28 protein-coding genes and 1 tRNA gene are annotated in these 25,037 nt (G+C 39.4%); 14 read left to right on the top strand and 15 right to left on the bottom strand.

Features of this window, described 5'->3' with window-relative positions:
* The first annotated feature begins 5 nt into the window (after positions 1–5).
* The 11 genes from ACMHYW_RS08245 to ACMHYW_RS08195 all read left to right on the top strand — a co-directional run bounded on the left by ACMHYW_RS08245 (position 6) and on the right by ACMHYW_RS08195 (position 8,517).
* A complete protein-coding gene (locus ACMHYW_RS08245) occupies positions 6–461 on the top strand; it encodes a hypothetical protein (protein ID WP_414499516.1) in 456 nt (151 codons plus the stop codon).
* Between the two features lie 105 nt (positions 462–566).
* Positions 567–1,802, top strand: coding sequence for a hypothetical protein (locus tag ACMHYW_RS08240; protein WP_414499515.1), 1,236 nt, complete (start codon positions 567–569; stop codon positions 1,800–1,802).
* 688 nt (positions 1,803–2,490) lie between these two features.
* Positions 2,491–3,342, top strand: a complete 852-nt coding sequence (locus tag ACMHYW_RS08235) for a hypothetical protein (RefSeq protein WP_414499514.1) — start codon at positions 2,491–2,493, stop codon at positions 3,340–3,342.
* Positions 3,343–3,465: 123 nt separating this feature from the next.
* Complete coding sequence (locus tag ACMHYW_RS08230; protein WP_414499513.1) at positions 3,466–4,134, top strand: hypothetical protein; 669 nt, start codon at positions 3,466–3,468, stop codon at positions 4,132–4,134.
* Positions 4,135–4,205: 71 nt separating this feature from the next.
* On the top strand, positions 4,206–5,141 hold the full coding sequence (locus tag ACMHYW_RS08225) for an AAA family ATPase (protein WP_414499512.1): 936 nt from the start codon (positions 4,206–4,208) through the stop codon (positions 5,139–5,141).
* Positions 5,138–5,542: a hypothetical protein gene (locus tag ACMHYW_RS08220; RefSeq protein WP_414499511.1), complete on the top strand. Its 405-nt coding sequence runs from the start codon at positions 5,138–5,140 to the stop codon at positions 5,540–5,542. Before ACMHYW_RS08225 ends, ACMHYW_RS08220 begins: the two co-directional genes overlap by 4 nt.
* A gap of 117 nt (positions 5,543–5,659) precedes the next feature.
* Positions 5,660–6,208: a hypothetical protein gene (locus ACMHYW_RS08215; RefSeq protein ID WP_414499510.1), complete on the top strand. Its 549-nt coding sequence runs from the start codon at positions 5,660–5,662 to the stop codon at positions 6,206–6,208.
* Between the two features lie 129 nt (positions 6,209–6,337).
* Positions 6,338–6,730 carry a hypothetical protein gene (locus ACMHYW_RS08210; protein WP_414499509.1) on the top strand — a complete coding sequence of 131 codons (393 nt, stop codon included), beginning with the start codon at positions 6,338–6,340 and terminating at the stop codon, positions 6,728–6,730.
* 21 nt (positions 6,731–6,751) lie between these two features.
* Positions 6,752–7,240, top strand: coding sequence for a hypothetical protein (locus ACMHYW_RS08205; RefSeq protein ID WP_414499508.1), 489 nt, complete (start codon positions 6,752–6,754; stop codon positions 7,238–7,240).
* 18 nt (positions 7,241–7,258) lie between these two features.
* Positions 7,259–8,107: a hypothetical protein gene (locus ACMHYW_RS08200; RefSeq protein WP_414499507.1), complete on the top strand. Its 849-nt coding sequence runs from the start codon at positions 7,259–7,261 to the stop codon at positions 8,105–8,107.
* 23 nt (positions 8,108–8,130) lie between these two features.
* Positions 8,131–8,517: a hypothetical protein gene (locus ACMHYW_RS08195; RefSeq protein ID WP_414499506.1), complete on the top strand. Its 387-nt coding sequence runs from the start codon at positions 8,131–8,133 to the stop codon at positions 8,515–8,517.
* Between the two features lie 36 nt (positions 8,518–8,553).
* On the opposite strand, the gene ACMHYW_RS08190 is transcribed toward ACMHYW_RS08195, so the two are convergent.
* Both ACMHYW_RS08190 and ACMHYW_RS08185 read right to left on the bottom strand, forming a co-directional pair.
* Positions 8,554–9,261, bottom strand: coding sequence for a LuxR C-terminal-related transcriptional regulator (locus ACMHYW_RS08190; RefSeq protein ID WP_414499505.1), 708 nt, complete (start codon positions 9,259–9,261; stop codon positions 8,554–8,556).
* Between the two features lie 132 nt (positions 9,262–9,393).
* Positions 9,394–10,830, bottom strand: coding sequence for a hypothetical protein (locus tag ACMHYW_RS08185; RefSeq protein WP_414499504.1), 1,437 nt, complete (start codon positions 10,828–10,830; stop codon positions 9,394–9,396).
* Positions 10,831–11,004: 174 nt separating this feature from the next.
* Between ACMHYW_RS08185 and ACMHYW_RS08180 the strand changes: the two genes are divergently transcribed.
* A complete protein-coding gene (locus ACMHYW_RS08180; RefSeq protein WP_414499503.1) occupies positions 11,005–11,640 on the top strand; it encodes a hypothetical protein in 636 nt (211 codons plus the stop codon).
* Between the two features lie 54 nt (positions 11,641–11,694).
* Here ACMHYW_RS08180 and ACMHYW_RS08175 read toward each other — a convergent pair whose 3' ends face one another.
* The 4 genes from ACMHYW_RS08175 to ACMHYW_RS08160 are packed head-to-tail and all read right to left on the bottom strand — an operon-like array spanning position 11,695 to position 13,604.
* A complete protein-coding gene (locus ACMHYW_RS08175; RefSeq protein WP_414499502.1) occupies positions 11,695–11,970 on the bottom strand; it encodes a hypothetical protein in 276 nt (91 codons plus the stop codon).
* Between the two features lie 31 nt (positions 11,971–12,001).
* On the bottom strand, positions 12,002–12,376 hold the full coding sequence (locus ACMHYW_RS08170) for a hypothetical protein (protein WP_414499501.1): 375 nt from the start codon (positions 12,374–12,376) through the stop codon (positions 12,002–12,004).
* An 18-nt stretch (positions 12,377–12,394) separates the two neighbouring features.
* Positions 12,395–12,880, bottom strand: coding sequence for a hypothetical protein (locus ACMHYW_RS08165; protein WP_414499500.1), 486 nt, complete (start codon positions 12,878–12,880; stop codon positions 12,395–12,397).
* Positions 12,881–12,902: 22 nt separating this feature from the next.
* Positions 12,903–13,604 (bottom strand): outer membrane beta-barrel protein, encoded by a 702-nt coding sequence (locus tag ACMHYW_RS08160; protein WP_414499499.1) that lies wholly within the window; start codon positions 13,602–13,604, stop codon positions 12,903–12,905.
* Between the two features lie 106 nt (positions 13,605–13,710).
* On the opposite strand from ACMHYW_RS08160, the gene ACMHYW_RS08155 reads away from it, so the two are divergent.
* A complete protein-coding gene (locus ACMHYW_RS08155) occupies positions 13,711–13,971 on the top strand; it encodes a helix-turn-helix domain-containing protein (protein WP_414499498.1) in 261 nt (86 codons plus the stop codon).
* Between the two features lie 101 nt (positions 13,972–14,072).
* Here the strand turns inward: ACMHYW_RS08155 and ACMHYW_RS08150 are convergent, their stop codons facing one another.
* The 5 genes from ACMHYW_RS08150 to ACMHYW_RS08130 all read right to left on the bottom strand — a co-directional run bounded on the left by ACMHYW_RS08150 (position 14,073) and on the right by ACMHYW_RS08130 (position 16,912).
* Positions 14,073–14,942 (bottom strand): hypothetical protein, encoded by an 870-nt coding sequence (locus tag ACMHYW_RS08150; protein ID WP_414499497.1) that lies wholly within the window; start codon positions 14,940–14,942, stop codon positions 14,073–14,075.
* A 15-nt stretch (positions 14,943–14,957) separates the two neighbouring features.
* Positions 14,958–15,221 (bottom strand): hypothetical protein, encoded by a 264-nt coding sequence (locus tag ACMHYW_RS08145; RefSeq protein WP_414499496.1) that lies wholly within the window; start codon positions 15,219–15,221, stop codon positions 14,958–14,960.
* Positions 15,218–15,829: a DUF2778 domain-containing protein gene (locus ACMHYW_RS08140; protein WP_414499495.1), complete on the bottom strand. Its 612-nt coding sequence runs from the start codon at positions 15,827–15,829 to the stop codon at positions 15,218–15,220. The genes ACMHYW_RS08145 and ACMHYW_RS08140 overlap by 4 nt, the downstream gene beginning before the upstream one ends.
* Positions 15,830–16,138: 309 nt before the next feature.
* A tRNA-Leu gene (locus ACMHYW_RS08135) sits at positions 16,139–16,222 on the bottom strand.
* A 90-nt stretch (positions 16,223–16,312) separates the two neighbouring features.
* A complete protein-coding gene (locus ACMHYW_RS08130) occupies positions 16,313–16,912 on the bottom strand; it encodes a hypothetical protein (RefSeq protein ID WP_027705952.1) in 600 nt (199 codons plus the stop codon).
* A 422-nt stretch (positions 16,913–17,334) separates the two neighbouring features.
* Here ACMHYW_RS08130 and ACMHYW_RS08125 point away from each other — a divergent pair, with 422 nt between their 5' ends.
* A complete protein-coding gene (locus ACMHYW_RS08125; RefSeq protein WP_414499494.1) occupies positions 17,335–18,090 on the top strand; it encodes an SDR family NAD(P)-dependent oxidoreductase in 756 nt (251 codons plus the stop codon).
* Positions 18,091–18,165: 75 nt separating this feature from the next.
* Here the strand turns inward: ACMHYW_RS08125 and ACMHYW_RS08120 are convergent, their stop codons facing one another.
* The 4 genes from ACMHYW_RS08120 to ACMHYW_RS08105 form a co-directional block, all read right to left on the bottom strand.
* The gene (locus tag ACMHYW_RS08120; protein WP_414499493.1) at positions 18,166–19,857 is read right to left on the bottom strand and encodes a methyl-accepting chemotaxis protein; all 1,692 of its coding nucleotides are present in this window, start codon (positions 19,855–19,857) and stop codon (positions 18,166–18,168) included.
* Positions 19,858–20,428: 571 nt separating this feature from the next.
* Positions 20,429–21,415: a fimbrial protein gene (locus ACMHYW_RS08115; protein WP_414499492.1), complete on the bottom strand. Its 987-nt coding sequence runs from the start codon at positions 21,413–21,415 to the stop codon at positions 20,429–20,431.
* 109 nt (positions 21,416–21,524) lie between these two features.
* Positions 21,525–24,131, bottom strand: a complete 2,607-nt coding sequence (locus tag ACMHYW_RS08110) for a fimbria/pilus outer membrane usher protein (RefSeq protein ID WP_414499491.1) — start codon at positions 24,129–24,131, stop codon at positions 21,525–21,527.
* Positions 24,132–24,218: 87 nt separating this feature from the next.
* Entirely contained in the window at positions 24,219–24,968 is a 750-nt protein-coding gene (locus tag ACMHYW_RS08105) for a fimbria/pilus periplasmic chaperone (RefSeq protein WP_414499490.1), read from the bottom strand.
* Positions 24,969–25,037 lie beyond the last annotated feature (69 nt).

Genomic DNA, 25,037 nt, shown 5'->3' with positions numbered 1-25,037 from the left:
AATAAATGGAAAAGAAAAAAGGGACATTTAAAAAGATTAGGAGGGGGGCAGGGTTTATATTAATTCCTGCTATTAATTATAAGAGTATAGTGAATGTTTGGAAATCGCTTATTTATTTTTATAGAGAAAGTAGAAATAAGTATGAAGAAAATAAAAATATTGATATCAATGATATTGATGAAAAAGAAAAACTATCTTTTAGTAAGAAAGATATTGGTAAAGTTAAAACATTAAATATTATAGCTATTTTTGTAATGTTGGTTTATTTGATATCAATATTATTGAATACAGATTCAAATATTTTCAGTAATATATTATCATATTTACCATTATTTATGATTTTATCGACTCTATCATTTTCTTTATCTTATTTAAAATTCATCATGATAAATAATAAAAGAGTTAAATTAAAAGCGTTTATAAAAGAAGTTAAGAGCAATATCTTTTTACTTATTCCATAAAATAAGCCCCTAAAAAAGGGGCTTTTATACAAAAATAATAAAGAGGTGTTGCTTAAATAGATTGTAAGTATTATAACACAAAAACAAAAAAAGAGGATTAAAATAATGAATAAAAAGTTTAGAAAAATTATTGTTATAGGTATGTCTGCAATATCAATATTCACGTCGTTTCAAGCGTTAGCAGATACTTCAAAGTTCGATTCAAGCGTGATTTCTCAACATAACCATATGATTTCTGATAAGAATTTCGTTGAGGATTTGCTTAGAAATGGTACGTTGAACATGAATGATGATGATGGAAGTGCTGAATATATAATTGAAAAAGAGCGTGTTGAAAGATTAGAAAATGGTGAGACGCTTTTTACAAAACCTAGTACTTTTGTCACAGCTCAATATGACAGCACAAATGCTATTGGTGTCATTCAAATTGTACAAGCTCAAAGAGATTCAAGTGGAAATGTACGATTAACTCAAAGATATTTTACGCCTTTCGATTTTGATAAAATTTCTGAAGGGGGCAGATTAAGTAATAATGCGTTCAGTGAAATAGAAGAAAAATACGGTCAAAATCCTTTTAATTCATTCAAAACAGGTGATAATAAGTACAAGCATGCGTTCATTAACATTGATATAAACGCATTCATGACAATTGTTTCTTTATCTTCTCTGCAAAACAACGCAATAAATAGCATTTTAGCTGTAGGAAATAATGAGCCGTCGCTTGAGAAAAAAAAGGGGGGAGGCAAGATAAGAAAAAAAATCACTTACACTATTCGAGTTAAACAAACTCCTTCATATTTTATTGGTTTGCCAAAAAATATAGGTGAAGGATCGGGAGAAGCAGGAATTAGTAGTTACTATAAACTTAAAAATGGGAAAACAGTTGTAGGAGCTACGAAATTTTATGAAAGTAGTAAATTTGCTTCGAATTTTGATTACGATGTTGATGAAGTTTACACAGATTCGATGACTAAAAAAAGCTGGACGGGGATTGCGTTAGTCATTACAGGCATTGCTATCGGTGCTCTAACCGGTGGACTGGGGCTTGTAGGTACGCTGACAGCGGTTTCAGGAGGCCTTGTTGGAGGTGGGATTATGGTTGGTTCTGCTGTTTTATCAGGAAACACGAATCTTGAAAATCCTGTGAGCGGAAATTTTGGGGATGTTACTGGAATTTCTAAAGTGAGAAGTTTAGATAACTATGATGAATTTGGTACGAAATGGAAAAATGAAGTTCGCGATCAAACAACAGGAAATTCTGACAAAAATACTGCTGTAAAAAGACAAGTGAAGAAATCAGAGCGAGATTTTGATGAAATTTGGAAGCCTGTTGATTTTTAAAAGTAATTAGTATGTTAACCAAAACCCTTTAGACTTGGCATCTAAAGGGTTTTTCTATTTTTGCTTGACATATAGGCGTTAATTGTGATAATGTCCATTTCGTCTTATTACTCTTCTGTTTTTTTTCAAAAGTCAAGTTTTTTAACTATGAGTTTTTATGAGAGGTATGTTTAAGGGGGTAAAAAGGTATGTTGAGAGGGGTATATAGGTATGTTCGATGGGGTAAAAAGGTATGTTGAGAGGGGTAAGCCAAAAAATCAGATATTGGAAAATATCAGCAAAAACACTTCTTATTCGACTATTTTTTAAACTCTAAGAAATTAACCTAAAGTATTCTAAAGAATACTAATTATAAATAAAAGTTGTTCGCTATAACTCACAACATTTATTTTTTATTATTTTAAAATAAATTGTAAAACTTCGTTTTAAATTGATTTTAAAATCAAGCAAGCTTGTAAAAAGCAAAACCTTTTAATGAAACAAAAGGGATAAATCCCTTTAACCCCATTTGTTTTATTGTTACATGATGGTTTTAAGTTATTATCTCAAAAATTAAAATATTTTATTAAGCTAATTTACTGAAACATTAATAAAATACCCACTTTATAAAAATTTATTTATATTTATTAGTCGTTAATTTATAAAAGTGTGTTATAATATATGGCATAAATAAGAGGTTAATAAAGACATGAGGAAAGATATTGGATTTATAAAATGTGATAAAAATGTAACAAGCAATATATTCAATAATTTCAATGAGTTATATATAACAAGTGATGGTTCATTTCTGTATAAAAAGTCTGACAGAAATTTAACAAGAGAAATTAGTTACGATTCAAAGAAAAAATTAAATGTATTTGATCAAACTATTTTTTTTACAATTTTATATTTATCACATATAAACTACAATAAATCAAAAAACAATGATGATTTTAGTTGTTTTGAAGAAAATAATTTTAACCAAACGTCAGTTTTTAACTGTAAAAAAATCATAACAGAAACAACATTCTATGATATCTTAAAAATAAGCTGTATCAATAAAGATAGTTATATTAAAAAAATAAAAGAATCATTAAGCAAGATTCAAAGAATAATGTACAAAGTATATGATGAAGATGGAAATGAAAGTTCAGGTGGTTTTATAGACTATTGTATTTCAAAAAATAAAATAAAAATTCACCTCTTTGAAAGTTTTGTAGAAAGTTTTGAAAAGAATTTTAATGTTATAAATCTAGATGATAGAATTAGAATTGGATTAAAAAATAGTACTTCTTTAAAAATAAACGATTATTTTTGTTCATTTATAAATGAGAATACAAGCAAAAAAATAAAGACAGATTCTATTATCAAGAAAATATTTTGTGGGAGTGAAGAAAAATATGACAGTTTAAATTCTAAACAACTATCAAAGTTTAGAGAGAGAATAAAAAAAGATCTTAAATTAATTAACGATAAAACTCGAAGTTTTGAAATATCAGAAATTAATGGAAAAGGAAAAGATTCTTTTTATATAATAAAAAGATTAAAAGTTAAATCTTAATACATTATGAAGTTTTGCGTTTAAAATAATAAAAAAACAGCTTTATTAAAAATATTTTATAAATAATAGTTGTTATTTTAAATAAGTGTGGTATAATATTAATATAAATAAGAGGAAATAAAAATGAAAAAATATGATGAAGTAAGAGATGCTTATTATGATGTAATAGAATGTTTTGATGATTTTGAAAATATTTGTGATGGTTATGAAAATGCTATAGCTGATTTTTATAGCTATTTAGAATATTTTGAATCAGAATGTTTAAAATTTAAATATTTAACAGATGATAATTGTGTTGATCTAAAATCAGCTATTGAATTTAATGATCATGCCAAAGACTTATTGTATTTTACAGCTAATAATTATTTTTTTGCAGATCGTGAATATTCTGAAGCTAAAAAGTTATCAGAAAAAGTAAATTACTTTTTCTCTTTATATGAAAACGTAAATCAAAATAATAGAGAATTAAAAAATAAAGCATTAGATATTGAAAAAAGATGTGCATCAAGCTTTTGTATATCTTTTATTATCAAAATAGCTGAAAATATTAGTGATAAGGTATCTAAAATATCAGATCATGCATACAAAGTAGTTGAAAAGCTTAATAAATATAATAATTATAAAGGAGAAGAAATTATAGAAGAAGACATAACTGTCGATGATTCAACATTTGCTGAAATAAATGGCATGCTTAATTATAGTTATAGCATTGATGGAACTAATTGTTTTTATAGTACAAATGATGTAGATATTGATGTTTTTACCTTTGCTAGATTACTAGAAGAAATATAAAGTTATTCATAAACCTAAAAAACCAGCATCAGATATTGATGCTGGTAATAAAAAACAAAAGGAGAATAAAAATGAAAGAACAAAAACCATTTATAAATTTTGAAACATTAAAAGAGTTATCTAATTTTGACACTTTAGAGCAGAATGACTACATAAACGAAAATAATTTACAAGAATTTAATTACTTATTTCCAACATTCCCAACAAAAACATTGGGGTGTTTAGTGTCAGAGGGTGGCACGGGTAAAAGCTTTTTTGCACTAAATCTGGCTCTAAATTATGCGTGCGGTAGAAACTCATTAGCAAAATTAGATCCAAAATTTAAAATAAAAGAAAACATAAACATTGGTTATTTATCACTTGAAGATAACAAAATAGTTGTATCACACAGACTTCATGCATTGATAAATAGTCCTATAAATAATTTTTCTGACTCTGAAAAATATGAAATAAGTAGAAGGTTCGCTACTGTTTTTAATAAAAGCAGTATAGACATTAGTAGTGATAAGTTTAGCAAAGAAATAAAAATGGATTCGAAGAAAGCTGTCGATGACTTAATAAAAATAGCTTCAAATTTTGATTTGTTATTTATTGATACATTTATTCGTGTACATTCTTCAAATGAAAATGATGCTGGTGAAATGTCAGAAGTTATAAAAAAATTGGAGCTAATAAAAGACAAAGCTGATTGCTCCATTATCTTTTTACATCACGTCAATAAAGAAGGTGGATTCAGAGGTAGCTCAGCAATAAGAGATAATTGCAGGTGGCTAGCTTCTTTAACAAATGCTGTAGAAGAAGAAATCAACGAAAACAAACCTGACGTAAAAAAATACGTCGTTTTTAAAGTTGAAAAATCAAACAACAGTGTAATCTCAAAGCCTATAATGTTTAAAAAAGAGCATTTTAGCTCTGAAAATAAAAAAGTAAACAGTATAGTTTTGAGAGATGTAAGCGACAAATATAAAGAAAAAGAACAAACAACTAAAAGGAGCAATAGAAAATGAAAAGCAGGGTATCAAAAGAAAACGAAGACTATAAAAAAATAAATTCGTTGGTAGATTTAAAATTAAGAAGAAGTGGATCAACAGCAAAAGTAAAAGTTTATGATAAAGAAAATGGACAATTACTGTTAACTGAACAATATAAACATCTTCAATTTAGAGAAAAAACGTTAGATGATGCTTTTTTAAAAAGTTATCCAAATTCAAAGAAAGGGATTTTTCTAAAACGTTTATTAAATAGAATTGAAAACAAAGATTTTGATATCACAAAACAACTAGAATCACAAAAAAATGATATGCTTATAAAGCTTGATGAATTTATTAAAAATCATGAGAAAGAAAAAATATTTATGGAATACAAAATTAAATCAATCGAAAACGAATTAAAAAAATATACAAAGTAAGCAGTATTGCAGTACAAATCACAAAATAACTACTTCATAAACATTATTTTTAATAAATAAAAGTAGTTATTTTAAAAAGTGTGTTATAATAATTATATTGAAGAGAGGAAATACAACATGAATATTAAACAATTAGCAGTATCAGTTTTTGCAATAGCTTCATTATCATTAAGCGGTTGTGCTGTTACTGGAAGTCCAAGACCTGAACATTTTATGCCAAATGTACAGTCTTCTGCTACGTCGCAAAACGTCGCTCATAACGTCGAATTGGGTAGTGTGAAGGGGTTTGTAGGTATGGGGATGTTCAGTCACTACGCAAACTTGAACAACGCTGAAGCACGCGTAGCACTAGAAAAGTCGTTAGGAAGTGCTGAAATGCTGGCTCAAAAAGGGCAGGGTAGGTATGTGCTAGATGTTGACATGAAGGATACTGGAGAACATAAATCGATCTTCGGGACAAACTGGGGCGGTACAAACAGAGACATGATTGCTCAATATGTTGTGAAAGATAAACAACAAGATAATGCAAAAGTGTTGGATAAAACTGTTGAGAGTAAGACGCATGCAAGTATGGGTTACTTCTACTATCTCAGTGAAAGACCTGCTGGTGAAAAAGCATATAAGCAAAATTTTGAAGATGGTATAAAAGCAGTTCAACAATTATAAAATATTTTGTTAGCAGTTTTACAGCTAAAACAATTAAATAACAACTTTATAAAAAATATTTTAATAAATAAAAGCGATTATTTAAAAAAGTATGGTATAATATATAACATAAACAAAGGAGAAGTTATTATGTATTTTTCAAACGAATTTGGTGATGTGATTAATAAAATCGAAGAAATTAATGGAAGCAAAGAACTTACTTCTCTTAATAATTTTGATAGCGAATGTGAGGATTTACACGAGGCAGTAAGTAAACTCCATTATGAGCTTGCGGAATTAAAAGAGCTTATTCACATTTTTGAGATCAACAATGCAAATAATAGCGATAACGCAAACTTAGAATTTGAACAAGATGAAATTAATTCAGAATTTTCTAAATTGATTTCAAAAATAGAAGAGTTTAAACATCTCAACTTTGATAATACTGCTTTAAAAGTTAAGCAAGAATCAGCAAGTGAAGACGAAGATTACTTTGAATATAAATACAAAACAATCAATGATATTTTAGAATTATTAGGATAATAAAAAAGAGGGACAAACAAAATGAATTATAAAGAATATTTAGAATTAGCAAACACAAAAATAGAAATAGAAAAAAGACTATTAGACTTATTGTACACAAGCAACTCAACAGAAAAAAGAGAACTAACAAGAATCTATAATATAGAATCAAGAATACTAAATTGTAGGACAATTACTGATTTATCAGAAAAATTACTAAGACGCTTATTTCACAGATATAATGATGCATTAAAACATTCGCACTTTGAATTAAACGATGAAAAAGAAAGATGTGTAAATATAGGCTTATTATTTGATAGAAAAGAAATAAGATTATTACCCTTTTTTGTGTACAAATATGTTAGCAAAAAGAATCAATATCATATGATAACTGAAAAAAATCTTATAAAAATAATAGATGAACTACAAAAAGAACTACATTTCAAATGTAGATCACTTCCTTTTGAAATAAATATGAGTGACAGTTGGGAAGAAAATGAAGAAACAGGCGAATTAATACCAAAAAGATAATGATAAGGAGAATATAAAATGAATTATAAAGACTATACAGAACTATTAAACGAAAAATTAACATCAGAAATTAAAAAAATCAATTTATTGTACACAAATGATTCAACAAAAGAATTTAAGATAAAAGAATTAAAAAGGGAATATGATTATTTAAAATTGATCCAAATAGATGATTTAAATTTATCTCAATCTAATTATTTGTTTGAAAAGTATAATGAAATAAAAGAATCAACTACGTTTTCTTCGATTTTTCATGAAGATGATTTTTATGCTAACGCTGAGAACTTCGTTATTGGTACAATAAATCTGTTGCCTTTTTTTGTGTACAAATACATTCAAATCTCTTCAAATGATGGAACACTTCTAATAGAAAGAAAAAGACTAGATAAATTATTGGAAAGTATAAAAGACAACATTAAAGTTAAAAACAATGAAGAAAATGATATTATCACTTATAGTGATTACATAAATTTATTAAATAATAAAATGAATGCAGAAATGAAGCTTGTTGAATATAATTTTCGCTTTGGTTTTCAAAAAGAAGAGTTTGAAAAAGAGTATTCAAAATTAAAATGTAAAACTATTAAAGAATTAAGTAGTAAAGAAAAATTGAATTATATTAACAATTTAAAGAGCGATATTGATAGAAGTGAAAGCTCTTACATCAGTTGTTTAATAAATAGTGCATTTCATATGATTCCTTATTTTATGCTTAAATATTGTAAAAAAGATGAAGAGCACAATTTCTTTAAAATAAATAAAGAAAGTTATTTAAAGTTAATTTCTGATTTAAAAAAAGGCTTAGAAGAAAATAATGATGGTGGTATGTCTCTAAAACCAAAAAAAACAAAATCATTAGAAATATAAAATAAAAAAGAGGATTATAAAAAATGGATAAAATATTAGCACTTTTACTGTCAGTTGTACCAACATCACACGCACAAACTGTACAGAATGATGCACACAGCTACGTTAAAAGCGTAGCTGTAGGTGAGGTCGTAGGATGTGATAAAAACGCTCTACAGGCTTCGTTGATGGGTGCAGGCTTGTACACAAATGGGGAGGGGCGTTACGTCTTGGATGTGGCAAGAATCAATGATGACTACAGCTATACACTGAAAGACAAGAAGAACAACAAAGAAACTAGGTTCAGCGTTGAGTCAGAAATACAGTCAAATGTTGATAAAAATCTTGCTGGTTTTAGTAATAAAATAAAAAAAGCACAAGATGAAGCATCTTTCAATGAAGCTATTGAGACTATAAAATCGCTCAATTGATTTATAGAGAAGCCCGCCTAATGGCGGGCTAGGGGATCAATGAAGAAGGTTTAAGTAGATTGCTTTGACGACAGCAGATGTTTTATTTTTTGCATCTAGCTTATGCATTGCATTTCGTAAATGAAAATTCACAGTACTATGACTTAGACTTAATATTAACCCAATTTCATCTGCTGTTTTACCGTCGCCTGACCATCTCAACACTTCTTTTTCTCTTTCTGATAATATAATATTTGGTTTTATATTGAATTGATTCATCTTACTTAACACAGATATAGAGATCCATTGCATTTTAAAATATACATTGTCTATATCTTCTTGCAATATTTCTGATGACGTATCCACCCAAAAAAGACTAAACATTGATTTTTTTTCAATTAGTGACTGTGCCCACCCCCCAAACCTACCTAAACTATAGTATTCTTCCCACAGCTCAGGGGTTTTATTAAAAACACTATCACTTCTATTTCCAAGCCAATAAAATGGTTCAATTGATCTTGAACAATGCTGTACGCCTTGAGACTCGTCATATCCGCCATCTGATACTTTTTCGAGCACTTCATCTTCTGATGTATTAAGCGCTAATGTTTTATGTTTTGAAATTGGAATAGGAAGTTGTGTTCTCCACCCTGCATAATCAAAACCTAACGGTTTCACTGTTTTCAATGCAACATCTAAAACATCTTGCATATCTACAGCATTATTTAAGCCGTCGTACAAATCTATCTGCCATTGACTGTTCATTTTCACCCCCTATTTTGACGTTCTTTATCTCGTTACTATAAAGAAAATTGAGTGTCAATGGATACTGAACTAAAAGACAGCTACAAAAATTAGACCCACTTTTCGAGTGGGTCTAATGGAAAAAGGGGAGAATCACTTACACCTAACTCCAACGCACACTTTTTCTTTTACTTTTCCATCGCATACATAATATTTGTACATATCGTAATCCTTTCTAATCCACTCACATTTTTCAACTTTTGGCTGACATTGCTCTTTCTTAACAGAAATATCAGTCAAACCACTCACACCGCCATTTTTATAAAATTTCCAATCAATATCATTATATGTATCTTTTGATCCAATGCTAAAAACGTTTTGATTTTTGTGAGCTATAGGATCAAGCAACACATTCTTGAATTTACTGTATTCATTATTAAATCCATATGAATATTCATATGACATATCAGCTACAGCATAATCGCTATTTAATCCAACTTGATAGTCGTCATTGATTACAATGTTCCTAAATTTCACAGCGTCATCATAGCTTTTAACAACATATCTGCTCATATTTTGATTAACTTCATAGCGCAGAAATGAGTTTTGAGTGTATTTTACGCCTTCGGATTCATTGCATTCATTTCTGTAAAATGTACGTGATTTTGTTGAAATACTGAATTTCATCTCGCCATTTTCGTCGTAAACAGGTTCTAATGGATTCACGTAGTCTACGAGCATAAACGCTGATTGATAGTCGTTCATGAAATGTGAAGCGTCTTTTACAAGCCTTTCTACACCGCTTTTGTCCGCGTTTCCTTCGCTGTCTACTTTTGCATCGTACCTATTGCTTGCTGAAAGGCGACCACCAGACAATTCACCTACTTTTTTTAAGTCAGCGTTGCTAGCAGTAAGGTCGTTACCTTTAAACGTATAAATTTCAGCGATTCCACTCGAATTTAGAGAATATGTGCGTCCGAAAATTTCGAGTGGCTTACTGTTTTTGTACTTCACATAGATGTTTCTCGATGACATGCTAGGGCTAACGATGATTCCTGACCTGAACGCTTCACTATCGCCATTTCTGTACATCACACGAGCTTCCAAAAATCTGGTCTCATACCCGCTTTGCATCATCTTGTTCTTTATTTTTATTGGCTTAGAGAACACAAACACAGCATCTTTAGCTTGATACTTTTGCATCAGAAATTTGAGTTCATTTTCAGCACTGAAATAACCAGTATTGACACAATGCGTGTACATAAATTGAGCTATCTGTGGGTTCTCAAACACCATGTCTTCTATTTTGTAGCACGAAGACATATAGGATTTACCTTGATTTATTAGCTCGTCACGATCAATCAATACAGAAGATGTAGGCACTAATTCCCCATTTATTGAATTCACAATACTTCTTTTTGTTGTTATTTTTGAATTCAATTCATTCAACTCAATAACAACATTATTTCCAATTTGTGTGTGAAGGCCTGTTCCTGGCCCAAAAATTGATGGTAGTGGGGCGATATCAGCAAAAGCAATAGGGCTTATTGTTGATAGTAATAATATTCCAATAGCTATTTTTTTCTTCATTTTTATATACCTCTTTTTTATTTTGCATGTGTATATTATAACATATAAATTGATTTATCTGATTTTTTTGACAGATAATTGATAAATGAAAATTTGTTTGCTATTATTAATCCAATTAGATGAGTAATATAGCCTTGTTAAAACAGTAAAGCCTGCCAATAAATGGGTGTTTTTATGTTTAAAAAAATTATGGATAATGTAAGTTTTATTGTTGGAACTATTTTATTTTTAATTGATGTTTTGTTTTTATATCAAAGATTGTTTTCAGCAAATGAATTTATAACGTTTTTTGCGTTGATTATAACCACTGTATTTTTGGTTCATTTAAGAGATAAATTAGATGAAATAGTTATAGCTGGCAATACAATAAAGTTAAGGAAAGTGACTGAAGAAGCTGAAAAGCTTATTATTGATTTGAAAAAATTAGGCATTTTAAATGCTAAATTTATGATTGAGTCTAGTGGTAGATCGGATGGTGGATATGGAAGTGGGCGCCCATTTGATGACAGATTGGAAAAATTTATACCTGCATATAAAGAAGTGGAAAAATTAGATTTTTCAAAAGATTTAAAAGAAGTTATACATAAGGTCTCAATTAAGCTTTTAGAATCTCAACTTAAGAATGTAAATAAATTTTGCAAATTGGATTCTTCATGGGATATAAGATTTCCTGCAAGCCCTGAAGTTTTTAAGGAAGCTATCAGCAAAAAATTGTCTGAAGAAAATAGTGAAACCATAAATTGCACGGATTGTTATCTAGCAATAGACGCTTATGAGAAAATATATGACATATATAAGAGGAGTGCTTAAAGAAGAAGCCCGCTCACGCGGGCTTCTTCTTTTATATACTGACTCCAATTTTTGTTACTGATTCTTTTTAAGGAAACTGATGAATAAAGAGAGCAGATATCCACCAAAAGTTGCACTTAAAAATGTTAGTACGGTTGCCAACAATTTCATTCCTTTGCTAAACCCATAAGCCATCTGCGCAGGAGCGAAATCAGGAGGCATATTGGCTGGCATAGATGGTGTCATAGCATTCATGAAAAAATACACGATAGCCCCCATGACAGCGCCTATAATTAGGCCATTGCGAAGGTGATTACTTTTGCGTTTTTGATCTTTGTTTAACTGATTCATATCATACTTCCTTAGCTAAATTGCAGGTGAATTAAAAGCGTTGATTGATATCTAGCTTCCAGCCATCGGCTGTCTTATGCATATTGACTGGCAAAGTAGACTCTCGAGAGTGAAACTTGATCTTCACATTAACATTCGCGCTTTCACTATCATCTGAAAAGATTACATTTTCCACTTCATAATCTTCTACTTTACTAAACTGTCTCATATGATTTTGTACTACACTTCCAGCATCCGATTGCAACGAAGCAGGGACGTCGATAGCATTAACAACTTGTGTAGAATTTTGGTTTTTAATTCCATTGAAAAAGCTACCCAGTGTTTTTTGAATGTCACCTTTAGCCCCTGAGCAACCCGATAATAGAGCAGTAATCACGATGAGGCTTATCGCAAGAATATTTTTCATAAAAGCGCGCTTCCATATTTAGTGGGCATAGCTATTAAAAGCCGAATCTGTTATGCGAGTAGACGGCTCAACCGGAGCATTCTTACCAGTGCCGTATGTGCGATCAAATATGAGATCTTGGCCGTAAACCAGCTGAACCCATTCTGGATATGGCCAACCTGCGCCCGTTGCTACGTCAACGATCGTGCCCAAGCCACCACCGATGAAGATGTTGCCGAACATCCAATAGTCAAAAGACGAGGTCAAAATTGCTTTTGCTGGCAACGGCTGGCTTTTATCACGACAAGTGACCCTCATCGTATTGAATGACCCGCTAGTTTTGAATTTTTCTCCGGCTTTATGACCTTCAGTTTCATCGTTCAGGTAGCAAACAGAGGTAGTTATTAGCTTACCCTTGGCATCTTTTGTATCAATGCGCATGTCTTGTCTCGGGCCGTTAACAACAGTGGCACAGCCAGAAACCAATGACATTGCAATAATGCCTACAGCTATAATCTTCTTCATAATCAATCCCTATTTTAGAATATTAAAATGCTAAGCCAACTTTTAAACCAGTGATTGATTGAGAATCTTTTGCGGTGGATTCTTTATAATCGAATTTATAAGTTGATTTGGTATGATAAATAGAGGCAAAAACTGGAAGACCAGTAGATGTATTTAAAATGCTTAGTTCTACATAGGGATTACCAGCACCTTTCAGGTCATAATTTTTATTAAGAGATTTGTCATTTAAAGTTCCGTCAAAATTATAGGCATAGCCTGCTTCTGCTCTCAATGAGGTATCTTGTGATGCAAAGTAATTAGCACCTATTCCAGCTTTTACACTAGGTGTTTTATAGATTCCGTCACCAATGTTTGTTTTAAATATAAATTTGCTATGTCCAAGTCCACCTAAAGCATCAACAGAAACATTGTCTGCAACTGATACACGATAACCTACTTGTCCATATATACCGATGTTGCTGTATTTCAGACCGTCGACTTTTCCGCGATTAAAATCAGCCCCAAAGCTGTAGATAACACCGGAGGGCGCAGTCATTTTGTTGCCATGATCCACAAACATACCGTATGTAGTTGGCTTGTGAATTCTTTCTGTAACCACTTTGTCATGTGCACTTGATGCACCAACTGTAGTTACAGCCCCCAGATCCGTAACATTTTGGGCAAAGGCAGGTACGGCAGTAGCAGAGCAAGCGACGGCAACAGCTGTAAGAAGCTTAGTTTTCATGCATAACATCCCTAATTTTTGCGAAAAACCACGACTGCCATTTCTCATGGAAAAATGATACTCATAGTCTGTCGCAAAATCTTAGGTATGACGTTCTGCTGTGTCAATGAAAAAGACACTAGCAGATCGCAAAACCCCGTTTCGTAAGGCCTTAGGTGCTGTAATACGTGAAGAACGTAAGCGTCTTGGTTGTCCTCAAGATGAATTTGCCGACCACCTTGAGATACATAGAACGTATCTTGGAGGGATAGAGAGAGGGGAGAGAAACATCACGATTGATGTGCTTGAGAAGATTTGTGTGCGACTAGATGTAAGTATTTCTACTCTTATTCAAAGAGCAGAAATTGCTATGGAGAACAAAGGCTAGGGCGTTGGTTGCACTAGTTGAAATAAATAATGACAAACTACCGTTGCGAACTGCCCCCAAAAGTTGGACAAAGTAAGCCCAACTTTTGAGGGGGCTTTATATTATTCTAATGATAGCCTCCAAGCTACTGCTGTCTCTTTAATGTTTGTGTCTTCTGTTTTTATTCCCCCTATCAATCCAGCATAAATTAAATATAAGTGATCTAACATATCGTGCACAATACTATTGTAAATTTTTATTTTTTTTAATGGAGCCATTGCTGTCTTATTTAGACAAAAATTTGAGGTATGTTTTTTTATAATTATACTGATATCCTTAGATAAATTTTTTATTTCGCTTATGTTTTTGGAATATTTTCTTCGGATGTATAATGCTAAAGTTATAAGTGCCTTGCAATAAAAATAACTACCCCAGTTTTCATCAATAAATAAACATTTGTTTGGACTTATTCGATTGTTATCACAAATATACTTAAAACATTGATTTATTTTTTGAGGTGAAATATCATCTATTGAAATATTATCAATTTCGCTTACTTTTTTCCCAAATATACTTGAAAGACTTTCATCTGAAGCTATTCCAATAGCAAAACAAGCTAATGTTCGAACATGCGTTTCTTCGTCTTTAATTGCGTTATTAATTTTTAAGCTGGTATAAAATTTCTCTTTATTTTTTATTACTAAAGAGCTCATTAATTTATCTTTTCTAATGGGTTCAAGGTGTGACATTTCAAATTTAAGTATTTTCCTTATACTTTTGCACATCTGATAATTTCCCCTTTGACATAATTTTTCTAATGCTTTTATATTTTTGTCTTTTTTGTTTTTTTGGCGATTTGTCTTGGCTTCCTTTTTTGTTTCTTTTATTACTTCATACAAGAGAGCTGGGCATAATATTAAATTTTCCGTTTCTTTTATTTCATTCGCCGAGTGGCCTAAAAGAAAAGATTTATCAAGAATGTAATTTGTCATGAAGTTATTAACTCATCATATGGTTTTTTTTAAAAAATTAAATGTTCTTCGGAAAGTTTTTAATATAACTATGCTAAAAAACATAGATGCCAAAAGCTCAGAAGATATCGCTAAAAATTCTACCAAATTCTCTGCATTATCTCCTGACATTTTCTGCATAAAATCTCTATACAGTAAATTATCAGCGAAAAACATAAGAAAAGGCTGATGTGGAATGACGAATCTTGTTAGCAATAGCGCTAGTATTACCACAATCAAAAATTTAAAAACCAGCTTCATCTATAGCTTCCTTTGGCTTTGCTAACATTTCTAGATGTTATTGTGCCAGTGCTGTCTACATTCACTGAGCAGTTAAAGCTATCAGGATTACCAATGACTCTTATGGTTCCATAACATTTAACGGAAGACCCATTTCTCAGATTTAACATTGACGTGCTTTGTTTCAATATCTCTCTTCTTAGACTCAGGTATTCATTATAGCTGTATAGTGTGACACAGCCATCAGAGTATCCTGAACCATCAGAATTTAAAGGATGTAGTTTCAAACCACCACGTTCATGACCATTAACAGTAATGGAATTACTTAATGTTTTTGCGCTAATTAGAGAAAACCAGTTGCTTTTTTCATTTGTAATCCCTTTTATAATATTTCTGTATGTCTCTAAAGACCAGTTATTAAACCGGTTTCTCAATGATCCTGCTTCCCTTTCGACAATATAGTACGTGCCTACAGGAATAGGAGCATTTGTGCGATCTGAGCAGTGAGGGTCATTCTCGAAAGCATACATGCCAGTCACAACGTCAAAGGTGCCAATACCATGACACACTAATTTTAGTTTTTGTCCGTCTGCTGAAACACTTCCGTAATCCAACGTGCATTCAATCATAAAATCCCCACTCTTTTACTCGAATTTGTGTGCAAACCAGCCCCTACAATTTTGCAACACCGTAGTGCTGTTGTCACCAGATAAAGAGCTGTACGAAGGTGCATGTTATGTGGACAAATAGCATGTAGGCTTGTTTGAAAAAGAAAGGGGAGGGAGGTGTTGGAGGAATGTGTAATAAAAAAGAAAGGAGGGGAAGTTGGACAAACTGTTTTGCTACAAAAACTGCTACATATTTTGCTACAAAACATTGCTACAAAGCCGAACAAGAAAAGCCCCGTAAACTGTTGATTTACGGGGCTTTTTTCGTATTGGTGCCGAGCGTGGGACTCGAACCCACACACCATAGGCACAGGTACCTAAAACCTGCGTGTCTACCAATTCCACCAGCTCGGCGGCAGCTCAGACAGGCCGATAATGACTAGCGACCTGTGACGCGAACCGCATTATGGCGATTTGACCGCGCTTTGGCAACCCCTTTGGGTATCACAGACCGCAGCGTCCATAGGAGCGAATCAGATTGGTATCAATGGGGTACTCGCCCTCGGCGATGCTGGATGATCCATTGACGCCCAGACCGATAACGCGGATGCGCAATACATCACCGATACGGATCTGGTTGATGATGCGGCGAGAGCTCTCTTCCGAAGCCGTGGTAATGGGGCTTTGCAGTACTCGGGCGTAGCGAAGCAGCTCTTGCGTATCGGCATTCTGTCGCGCAGCGGCCAGCGGCATTTGGTAGGACACGCCTTCCTGCACTTCTGTTTCCGACTGACTGATGCGGATAGGGGGGTTGCTGTCGATTTTTACCAGAACGTCACCGACGGGCTCGTTCTTGTTGTTTTCGATGCCGAACAGCATTTTTCCATCCGCAGTACGAATAATGAAGGGATAGTACCGAGTTCCCATGCTCAGCTCGGGATTACGGTAAGGATCTAGGTAACGGATATTGCATGCTGTGTTGCCATAGAACGAGTCGACGCTCTTTTCCGTGGTCCAGCCTTTCAGTGGAGCGGAGGAGCAGCCAGACAGGGCCATCAGCAGGGATAGGCCCGCTAGTGCAGTTGCTTTGGTCGAGAATGACATGGGGTAAGTGACCTCAGGACAAGAATGAGAAGGGATGCACCGGGGGCCAGCTCTGGGGCGAAGGCGTGCCAAAGGTGCACAAGCACAGTTGGCTATATCGGCCTTGTTAAAACTCACTTGAACAGTAAGAAAGACAAATCTTGCAGCTAAAAGCGGCTAAATAAGGTGATAATTAGGCTATATGATGACAAAACAACAGCATAGTCCTTAAAGGATCATTAAACTTATACGGAAATTTTTTATGATTTACTGTTATATGTGGTTATTTTTAATTTCCGATTAGTATATTAGATTGTTCCTTGACGGTAATACTTGTTCTTTTAGCGTAGTAGGATAGTATTGTAATTGAACTCTACAGGGATTCTCGGTTCTTAACGAAAGAGAATAGACATACTTAATTACTAGACTAAAGGCCTACAACAATGGATCTTAAAGATAAAGTCGTTATCGTTACTGGCGGTGGCAACGGTGTGGGTGCAGCCACCGCGCGTCGTTATGTTGAATGCGGTGCTCGTGTCATCCTTGCGGACTGGGACGATAAATCTGCTGACAAAGTGGCAGAGTCTTTGGGCCGTGACCGTGCCGAAGCCGTTCATATCGACGTATCCAATCCCGACGCTGTCAAAGCGATGATGGATGACATCGCAAAACGCTATGGTCGCATCGACGTGCTGGTCAATAACGCAGGTGTACACGTTCCGGGCACTGTGCTGGACTGCACTATTGAAGATTGGCGCAAGATCGCTGGTGTCGATATCGACGGCGTTGTGTTCTGCTCCAAATTCGCTATGCCGTACCTGCTGAAAAGTAAAGGCAACATCGTCAATACGGCTTCCGTTTCTGGTCTGGGCGGTGACTGGGGTGCTGCGTTCTACTGCGCGGCCAAAGGTGCCGTTGTCAACCTGACACGTGCTATGGCGCTTGACCACGGTGGCGAAGGCGTACGCATCAACGCGGTATGCCCGAGTCTGATCAAAACCAACATGACCAATGGTTGGCCGCAGGAAGTTCGTGACAAGTTCAACGAACGTATCGCACTGGGTCGTGCTGCTGAACCGGAAGAGATCGCAAACGTTATCGTCTTCCTGTCCAGCCCGCTCGCAAGTTTCATCAACGGCGCTAACATCGCTACCGATGGTGGGGCTACTGCATCCAACGGTCAGCCGAAAATCGTCTGATTGTTCTGTGTGATGCATCAAAAAAAGCCGCCCTTCGGGGCGGCTTTTTTAGTGCCTTTCATTTACGGATATGGATCAGAACGTTTCCCAATCATCGCTCTGTGAAGCATCGGGGCGTGATGACACCGATACGGTGCGTTCTTTTCGAGTGTTGGTCGGCTGCGCGCGAGTACTTGATGTGCCTGCTGTGGGAGCGCTGCTGTGGCGACGAGAAGACTGGCTGCCTACGTTGAAGCGTTCTACCAGAGCCACAAGATTGTTGGACTGACCTTCGAGAGAGGTGGCCGATGCGGCAGATTCTTCTACCAGTGCTGCGTTCTGCTGGGTCACCGCATCCATTTCTGTGATGGCCGTGTTGATTTGTTCGATGCCTTGGCGCTGCTCAATGGACGCCGTGGCGATTTCATCGACAAACTGGTCGGCTTCACGAATGCGCACTACGGCATCCTGGATGGTCTTGCCTGCATGGGTAGCAACATCGCTGCCCTGATGAATGCGTTTGCTGACGCTTTCGATTAATCCTTTGATCTCGCCAGACGCATTGGCCGAGCGGTTCGCCAGACTGCGTACTTCGCCAGCGACCACCGCAAAGCCACGTCCATGTTCGCCTGCACGTGCGGCTTCTACGGAAGCGTTCAGTGCGAGGATATTGGTCTGGAAGGCAATGCCGTCAATCAGCTCAATGATGGAGAAAATTTCGTTTGCGGTCGCTGAAATCTCTTTCATGCTGCTGACCACATCCTGCATTTCTTTGCCGCCTCGTTCCGTGATGCATGAGGCCTCTCGCGTGATTTCTCGCGCTCTATCTGCATTGGACGCGTTCTGGCGCACCGTTGAGGTGAACTCTTCGATGCTGGACGCCGTTTCTTCAAGCGCGGCGGCTTGCTGTTCGGTGCGGCTGGACAGGTCGGTGTTGCCTCGTGCGATTTCACGAGCACCGTCAAGAATGACCAAACCACCGTCACGAACGCGAGCAACGATGACCTTCAGTTCTTCCTGCATATTCTTAAGCGTATGGAAGAGAGCACCGATCTCGTTCTTGCCCATATCCTCAATAGGCGCGGCAAGATTACCTTCAGCGATACGCTCGAAGTGCTGACGTGCACGTAGCAGTGGAGACAGCACGGAGCGGCGGAAGATGAAATAGATCAGACCGACGATGATAGCGGCCAGTACCAACGCGGAAATTGTGATGAACAGCGCATGGTTGATCTGCGAATTCACATGATCATTGCGTTCTTGGACCATTCTGTTGCGGTAGTCCATGACCTTGATGAACGCGACTTCAGCGCGTTTGTTGATGGCATTTTCGCTTTCAGACACCTTCGTCATCAGATTTTCGTCGCCACTGCGTGCTGCCAGCAGTCCTTGATTGATGACGTTTTCCACATACTCGTTGAAGGTCTGCATCATGGCTTCATCAAGCGTGGCGGCTTCTGCGCTACGTTGCGCTCGGCCAAGATAGACCTCAATCTTCTGTTCGTAGGTGTGAAGCGCATCATTGGCGAACTGATAGTCGCGTTCGAAAGCGACCTTGTCGCCTCGGCGCAAGGAGGCGTCTGCTCTTGAGATCATGCCGCGAGAGTAGCGCAGCTGCGATACGCCCTCGGTGAGCTGCTGAAGCATATCCGACTCGTACTCGCTTGCTTTGCGAGACTCGTTGAGATTGCTGAAGTTGGAGATGGAGAGCGTAACCATACCGATAAACAGGAGCAGGATAACGGAGAGGGCTACACCGATTAAGTGGCTGAGTCTGATGTTTTTCATAACATTGCACGCCGTTGATAATGTAGGGGATGAGCAGGTTGTAACGGCGATCGCTAGGCTAACTTTATATTAATGTTACATTGCGTAACGTTGCGCGGCGTATCAATAAGTGACTTCAAAACAACAGGTTGCCATGCGGCCGCAGAGCATATCGAAGATGTGAGGTATGTAAAGGGTTACTGCTCGTCACCCTTTAGAAAGTGTGGAAATTTAGAAATATAGATATGTATACAGGTATATTCTTGGGCATTTTGTAGGGAATTAGCGGCAATAGGGTAACAATGTCGCACCTGTATTAAGGTGTAATTCTGCCGACTGTATTCGTGTCATTCCTGCCGTGTGGGTTATTTGAATACGGAGAGAAATGCGGCATAACCGCCATGATAGTAATCGCCGGTGGCCTTACTATTGGGTTTCCGAAAGGGGATATAGAAAGAGAGGCCTGTACGTGATGATTCATTACGGTAGAAAAAATCATCGGTAGCAGGATAGTGAAAGATTAAAAAAAGAAGCCCTGGATGCCCATAGCGCCTTTATTAATGCCATATAGGCTTCCAGGGGTTGCACGTGCTTATTGATATACAACGTTAAACGTGGCCAGTGCCGATACGCTGCCGCCGCTTACCTTGTTGTCCGTCTGATAGTAGCGGGCCTTCATGGGGACATCGATCGTGGCATTAGCGAAAGCAGAGAGACGACCGGCATACACATAGTCGCCGTTCTTGACCGGCATGTTCTCCTTGTCGGTTAGTAGCTGAATGCCCACTCCCTGTGCAGCGCTCTGGCCCTGCTCGGGTTGTATAACACCTTGATTGCCCCACGTCGAATTGGGCGAGTAGCTGAAAGCAAGGCTCACATCGCCGCGTTTCTGAGACCACTGTGATTCATTACCACCAACGCAGTTCAGGCGAATGTTGAAGTTTCTTTCATTGAGGGTACTGCCTACCCCCGTGAATTCCTTGCGTGATACGGTGCCCATATCGACGGTGATATCGCGTGAACCCGCATCTATCGAGCACGTGGAGTTGATGATGGTAATACCGTCACCGTAGACGTGCGAGGTTAGCACCGGCTTAGATGGGCCGGTGTTATTGGCGTAGTAGACGGAGTACAGGCCAGGGTTCAGCGTACCCGCGCCGGTTGGTCCTGGCAGGCGGATAACTTCAACACTGAAGAACCCTGGGTCCAGATACAGAGTCGAGCGTCCTGAATAGGGAATGCTGTGGGGGTAATAGGTCTTTATCAGCCCACTTCTGCTTTCACGATACAGGCGCAAGCCGATTCCTGGGATATTGGTCTTGTAGATATTGTTGCCCAGCTCGCTTGCCGAATAGTTGCTGGACAGCACACCGATCATTGAGCCTCGTCCCGCGCATTCAGCCACCCATTCATAGGCAATGGGAAACTGCTTTGAGCTGATGACCGTACCCGGTGCCATATCGGGGCGCAGTACGATGCGCCCGAGGTTCATCTTGATGTCTTGAGGCTGATCCAGCGTGGCGTTGCAGCCGTAGCCGTAACTCTGGCCCGGACGTGCCTGCGCCGGAGAAGGGGACATCAAGGTGCACAGGGCTGCAGCAGCCCCGATGCATGAAACATATTTCAACACGTGGCCCGGGGCACGAAATACGGCGTTGACGTGAGACGGCGCTGCCGTTATGTGTCGATTACTCTTCACACTGTGCCTCCAATATCTTATACCCGCCTGCCGATGATGTAGCGTTATCGGTCGAGAACTCGAAGGTGCATGTTTCGCTGTTGCTGTCGCCCCAGCGTGCGTTCAATCTGTCGTGCGTCTTGCTGCTGCGCAGGAATACGCGGCTGCCCTGGCCGACGATACCGACGTTCTGGTTCTGCTCATCGACGACCGTTGTGCCAAAAGGCAGTTTCTCGCCATTAGCGCGATGCACTTTGATCAGCATGGGCGTACCTGTCTGGGTCGGATAGTTGACCTTAACGATGGCCCCTGCGTAAGGCGCGACCTGACGCGTTGTGGTCTGGAGTTCGACGTCGTTCGACATGTCGCGTGGGTCAAGCGTGACCGTATTCAAGCGATACGGCGTGACGTAGGGCACTACCGCATAGCCGCTATCGTTGATGCGGATACCGCTAGTGTTGCCTACGATTGCACCGGTCGCGCCGGGCGCTTCGATCAAGGCGACAGTATCGCCGCGCTGCGGCGTCAGCGTCAGTCCGTGCGAGTGGGCAACGATGGTGCCTGATGCGCCTACACTGGCCTGATGATAGTTGCGTCCCTGGCTATAAGACGCATTCAGGTTGGAATAGCGCGAGTTGTACTGGCCGTTCAGGGCGCCCGTTTGACCGCCGGTGCGGTAATCGGATGCCGTAATGGCGTAGCTGTATTCGCCGTCACGACCGGCCGTGCCGTTCAGGCCCACCTGACTGCTTTCGTACTGATCTTCGTTGTACGACAGCGTGGTGTTAATGGAGGTGCTGCTGCCACCGTTGCCGATCGGCATTGAGGCGGTGACGTAGTAATGGGTGTTCGTTTCGGACAGCGAATCCCGGGTGCGTAAAGCCGAAAGACTATAGCTGATGTTGCCGATACTGTTGTTGTAACCGACTTGGTATTCCTTGGTGCGATTGCTCTGATTCCAGTAATCGCTGACCGATGACGACAGATAAAGCGATCCCCAGCCCTCTGCCAGCCCTTGGCTGAGACTGATCTGGAGCTCGTTGCGCTGGCGCGCAATTTCATCGGTACTCTGGCGGCGACGATCGTAGTCGTGAGCCAGAAAGCTGTTGTTCAGGCTCATATAGCCGCTGGTCGAATAGCGATAGGCGGCAAACGTGAAGCTCGTGTTGGTGCTCGGGACGTACTTGTTGTAGCCCAGCTTGTAGCTTTGGCCCGTCATGTTGTCATTGTGAAGAAAGCGGGCATTGGACTGGATGATGTCGAGCGAAAACGCCCCGATGGGCGTCGCAACACCAGCACCGCCCAGAATGGCGGAATATTCTTCACTGACGACGGCGCCGGTGTAGCCCGTCAGCGTGTTCGTCAAGCCGCGCTGGAACGTGGCCTGAATGATGTTCGGGTGGTAGTCGACATTGTTCAGGTTGCGAACCTGGCCCACTGTCACGTTGTAGCGGCCAATCCCGGGGCGCAGCATCTGGGAAACGGAAGCGTAAGGCACGCGGAAGCTTCGTTTCTGGCCGTTAGCCTCGTTGATGATGACCTGAAGGTCGCCACCATACCCTGTGGGGTAGAGGTCTTCGATGATGAACGGCCCTTGTGACACGTTGGTCTGATAGATCAGCTGGCCGTTCTGGTATACCTCGACCAGCGCGTTGGTATCGGCAGCCCCTCGAATAGTCGGCGCATAGCCATTGAGGGAATCTGGCAGCATGCGGTCGTCGGTGGCCAGCTGCAATCCGCGGAAACCGACGGAATCGAACAGTTCACCGGACGTATAGCTATCCCCGAGGGTCAGCTGACCGCGCAGGCGCTGAACGGGATAACGGGCATAGGTCGCGGTTTTCTGCCAGTGCGCGCCGTCATGGTTCTGCCAGCTTAGGCTGGAGTCATGGCGGAACTGCCAGTCGCCCACGTTAAAGCCGGTATTCAGGCTGAGATAGGCGGCCTGTTGGCGCTCCTTCTGGCCTGCCGAGGTCATGTCGGACTGGTAGGCGTTGAAGTTGTACGTCACCTTACCGGCCGTGATTCCGTGATCCCAGACCTTGGGATTGACGTAGCCGCGTGCGTTGTGGTGCATGAACGCTTGCGGCACATTGATGTCCATACGGAATGTGCTACTGTCAAAGTGGGCTGTTGCTGAAGGCAGCCACTGGGACATAGTGAGGCAGGTGTCTGGTGCTGGCAGCTTGCCATTGAGCGCAGCAGGGTGCAGCAGCGTGGTGTCGACGCCGAGCTGCTCGAGGAAGGTCATCGAGAAGCAGGTTTCGGCATTTGTCTGGCCTGCCACGTTGCGGAAGACGTAGTCGTGCGTTCCTTGCCAGCGACCGTTGACATAGGTATCGGACGAGTAGGTTCCCGCCAGAATAGGGTTGTCGTAAGCAAAGCGGGACAGGTCTTCCCCACGGGATTTCCCGTTCAGGAAGCGGCTGTTGAAGCTGGCTTCGGTGTCGGTTGGCGTGGCGGCAGAATCCTGCTGTGCGGCATGAACGGGCGCAAGGGGAATCATCAGCCCTAACAGACCCATGGAGCAGTAGCGAGAGTAACCAGCAGTACGATACTGCTGTGCCTCGGCTCTATCTGTCCGAGACAGAGGAAACATTGCCTTGTTGGTGTTCATGCATCCCCCAGCAACGCGCGGGAAAAGCCTGTGATATGGCTCACAGGCGAGTCATTGATGATCAAAGGCGTATTGTTAGCATTGTCACTATTGAGCAATGGGCTTGGTCCGCTGAATGTGACCGCCAAAGTCATTGATCGCAGAGAAGTTGACTGACGAAGGCGCGGTACCGCTGTCCTTGGGCAGTTCGAAGGCGTGCTGCTCACCGGGAGCTAGCATGTAGCCCTGAGGCGCTAGGTCCGTGCTCTTCTGACCGTAAACGGCGTTTACGGCAATCATGGAGACGTGATAGGGCGTCGGGTTGCTTGCAACAATGGCCAGCGCACCCTTATCCGTGCGGCCCTGTTTCCACTGCAGGGCGTCGGGCGCATCGTTGGCCGTGCCGGGCAGCCCTTTAGGGCGATAAAACAGTTTTATTCTGGAGCGGAAGGCCAGCTGGATGAAGTTCTTGTTCGAACCCGGTGCAGCTGTGGGTTCCGGCGGAATATCCAGAACGTTGAGCCAGAAGACGGACTCGTGGTCGTGAGGAAGCGGCTGCGTCGATCCTGTGAAGGAGATGCGCAGAGCTTGCCCTGAGTGCGCATTGACACGCGCGATCGGCGGTGTCAGTACGAAAGGAGCATCGGAGTCTTCCGGGGAAGAATCCAAGTTGCCGGCATCAATCCAAGACTGTACCAGCGACGGTAAATCACCGTTGTTGTCGAGCTGTACGGAAACTTCACGTGCGCCTTCGTTATAGACGACACGTGTGCCACCGATGACGATGCTGGCGTCGGCTGACGTGCTGAAGGCCGCCGCCGTGCAGAAGGCTGCCAGAGTTTTCAGTATGCACTTCATGTGATGGACCATGGCGCAGGGAAAAGGTAGCGACCGGACATAATGTCCGGTCGCCAGTGTCATCCGGGG

Source organism: Zymobacter sp. IVIA_12111.31 C1, from assembly GCF_047495495.1.
Lineage (GTDB): Bacteria > Pseudomonadota > Gammaproteobacteria > Pseudomonadales > Halomonadaceae > Zymobacter.
The sequence above is the reverse complement of the archived record's forward strand: the minus strand, read 5'-3'. Positions and strand labels throughout refer to the sequence as shown.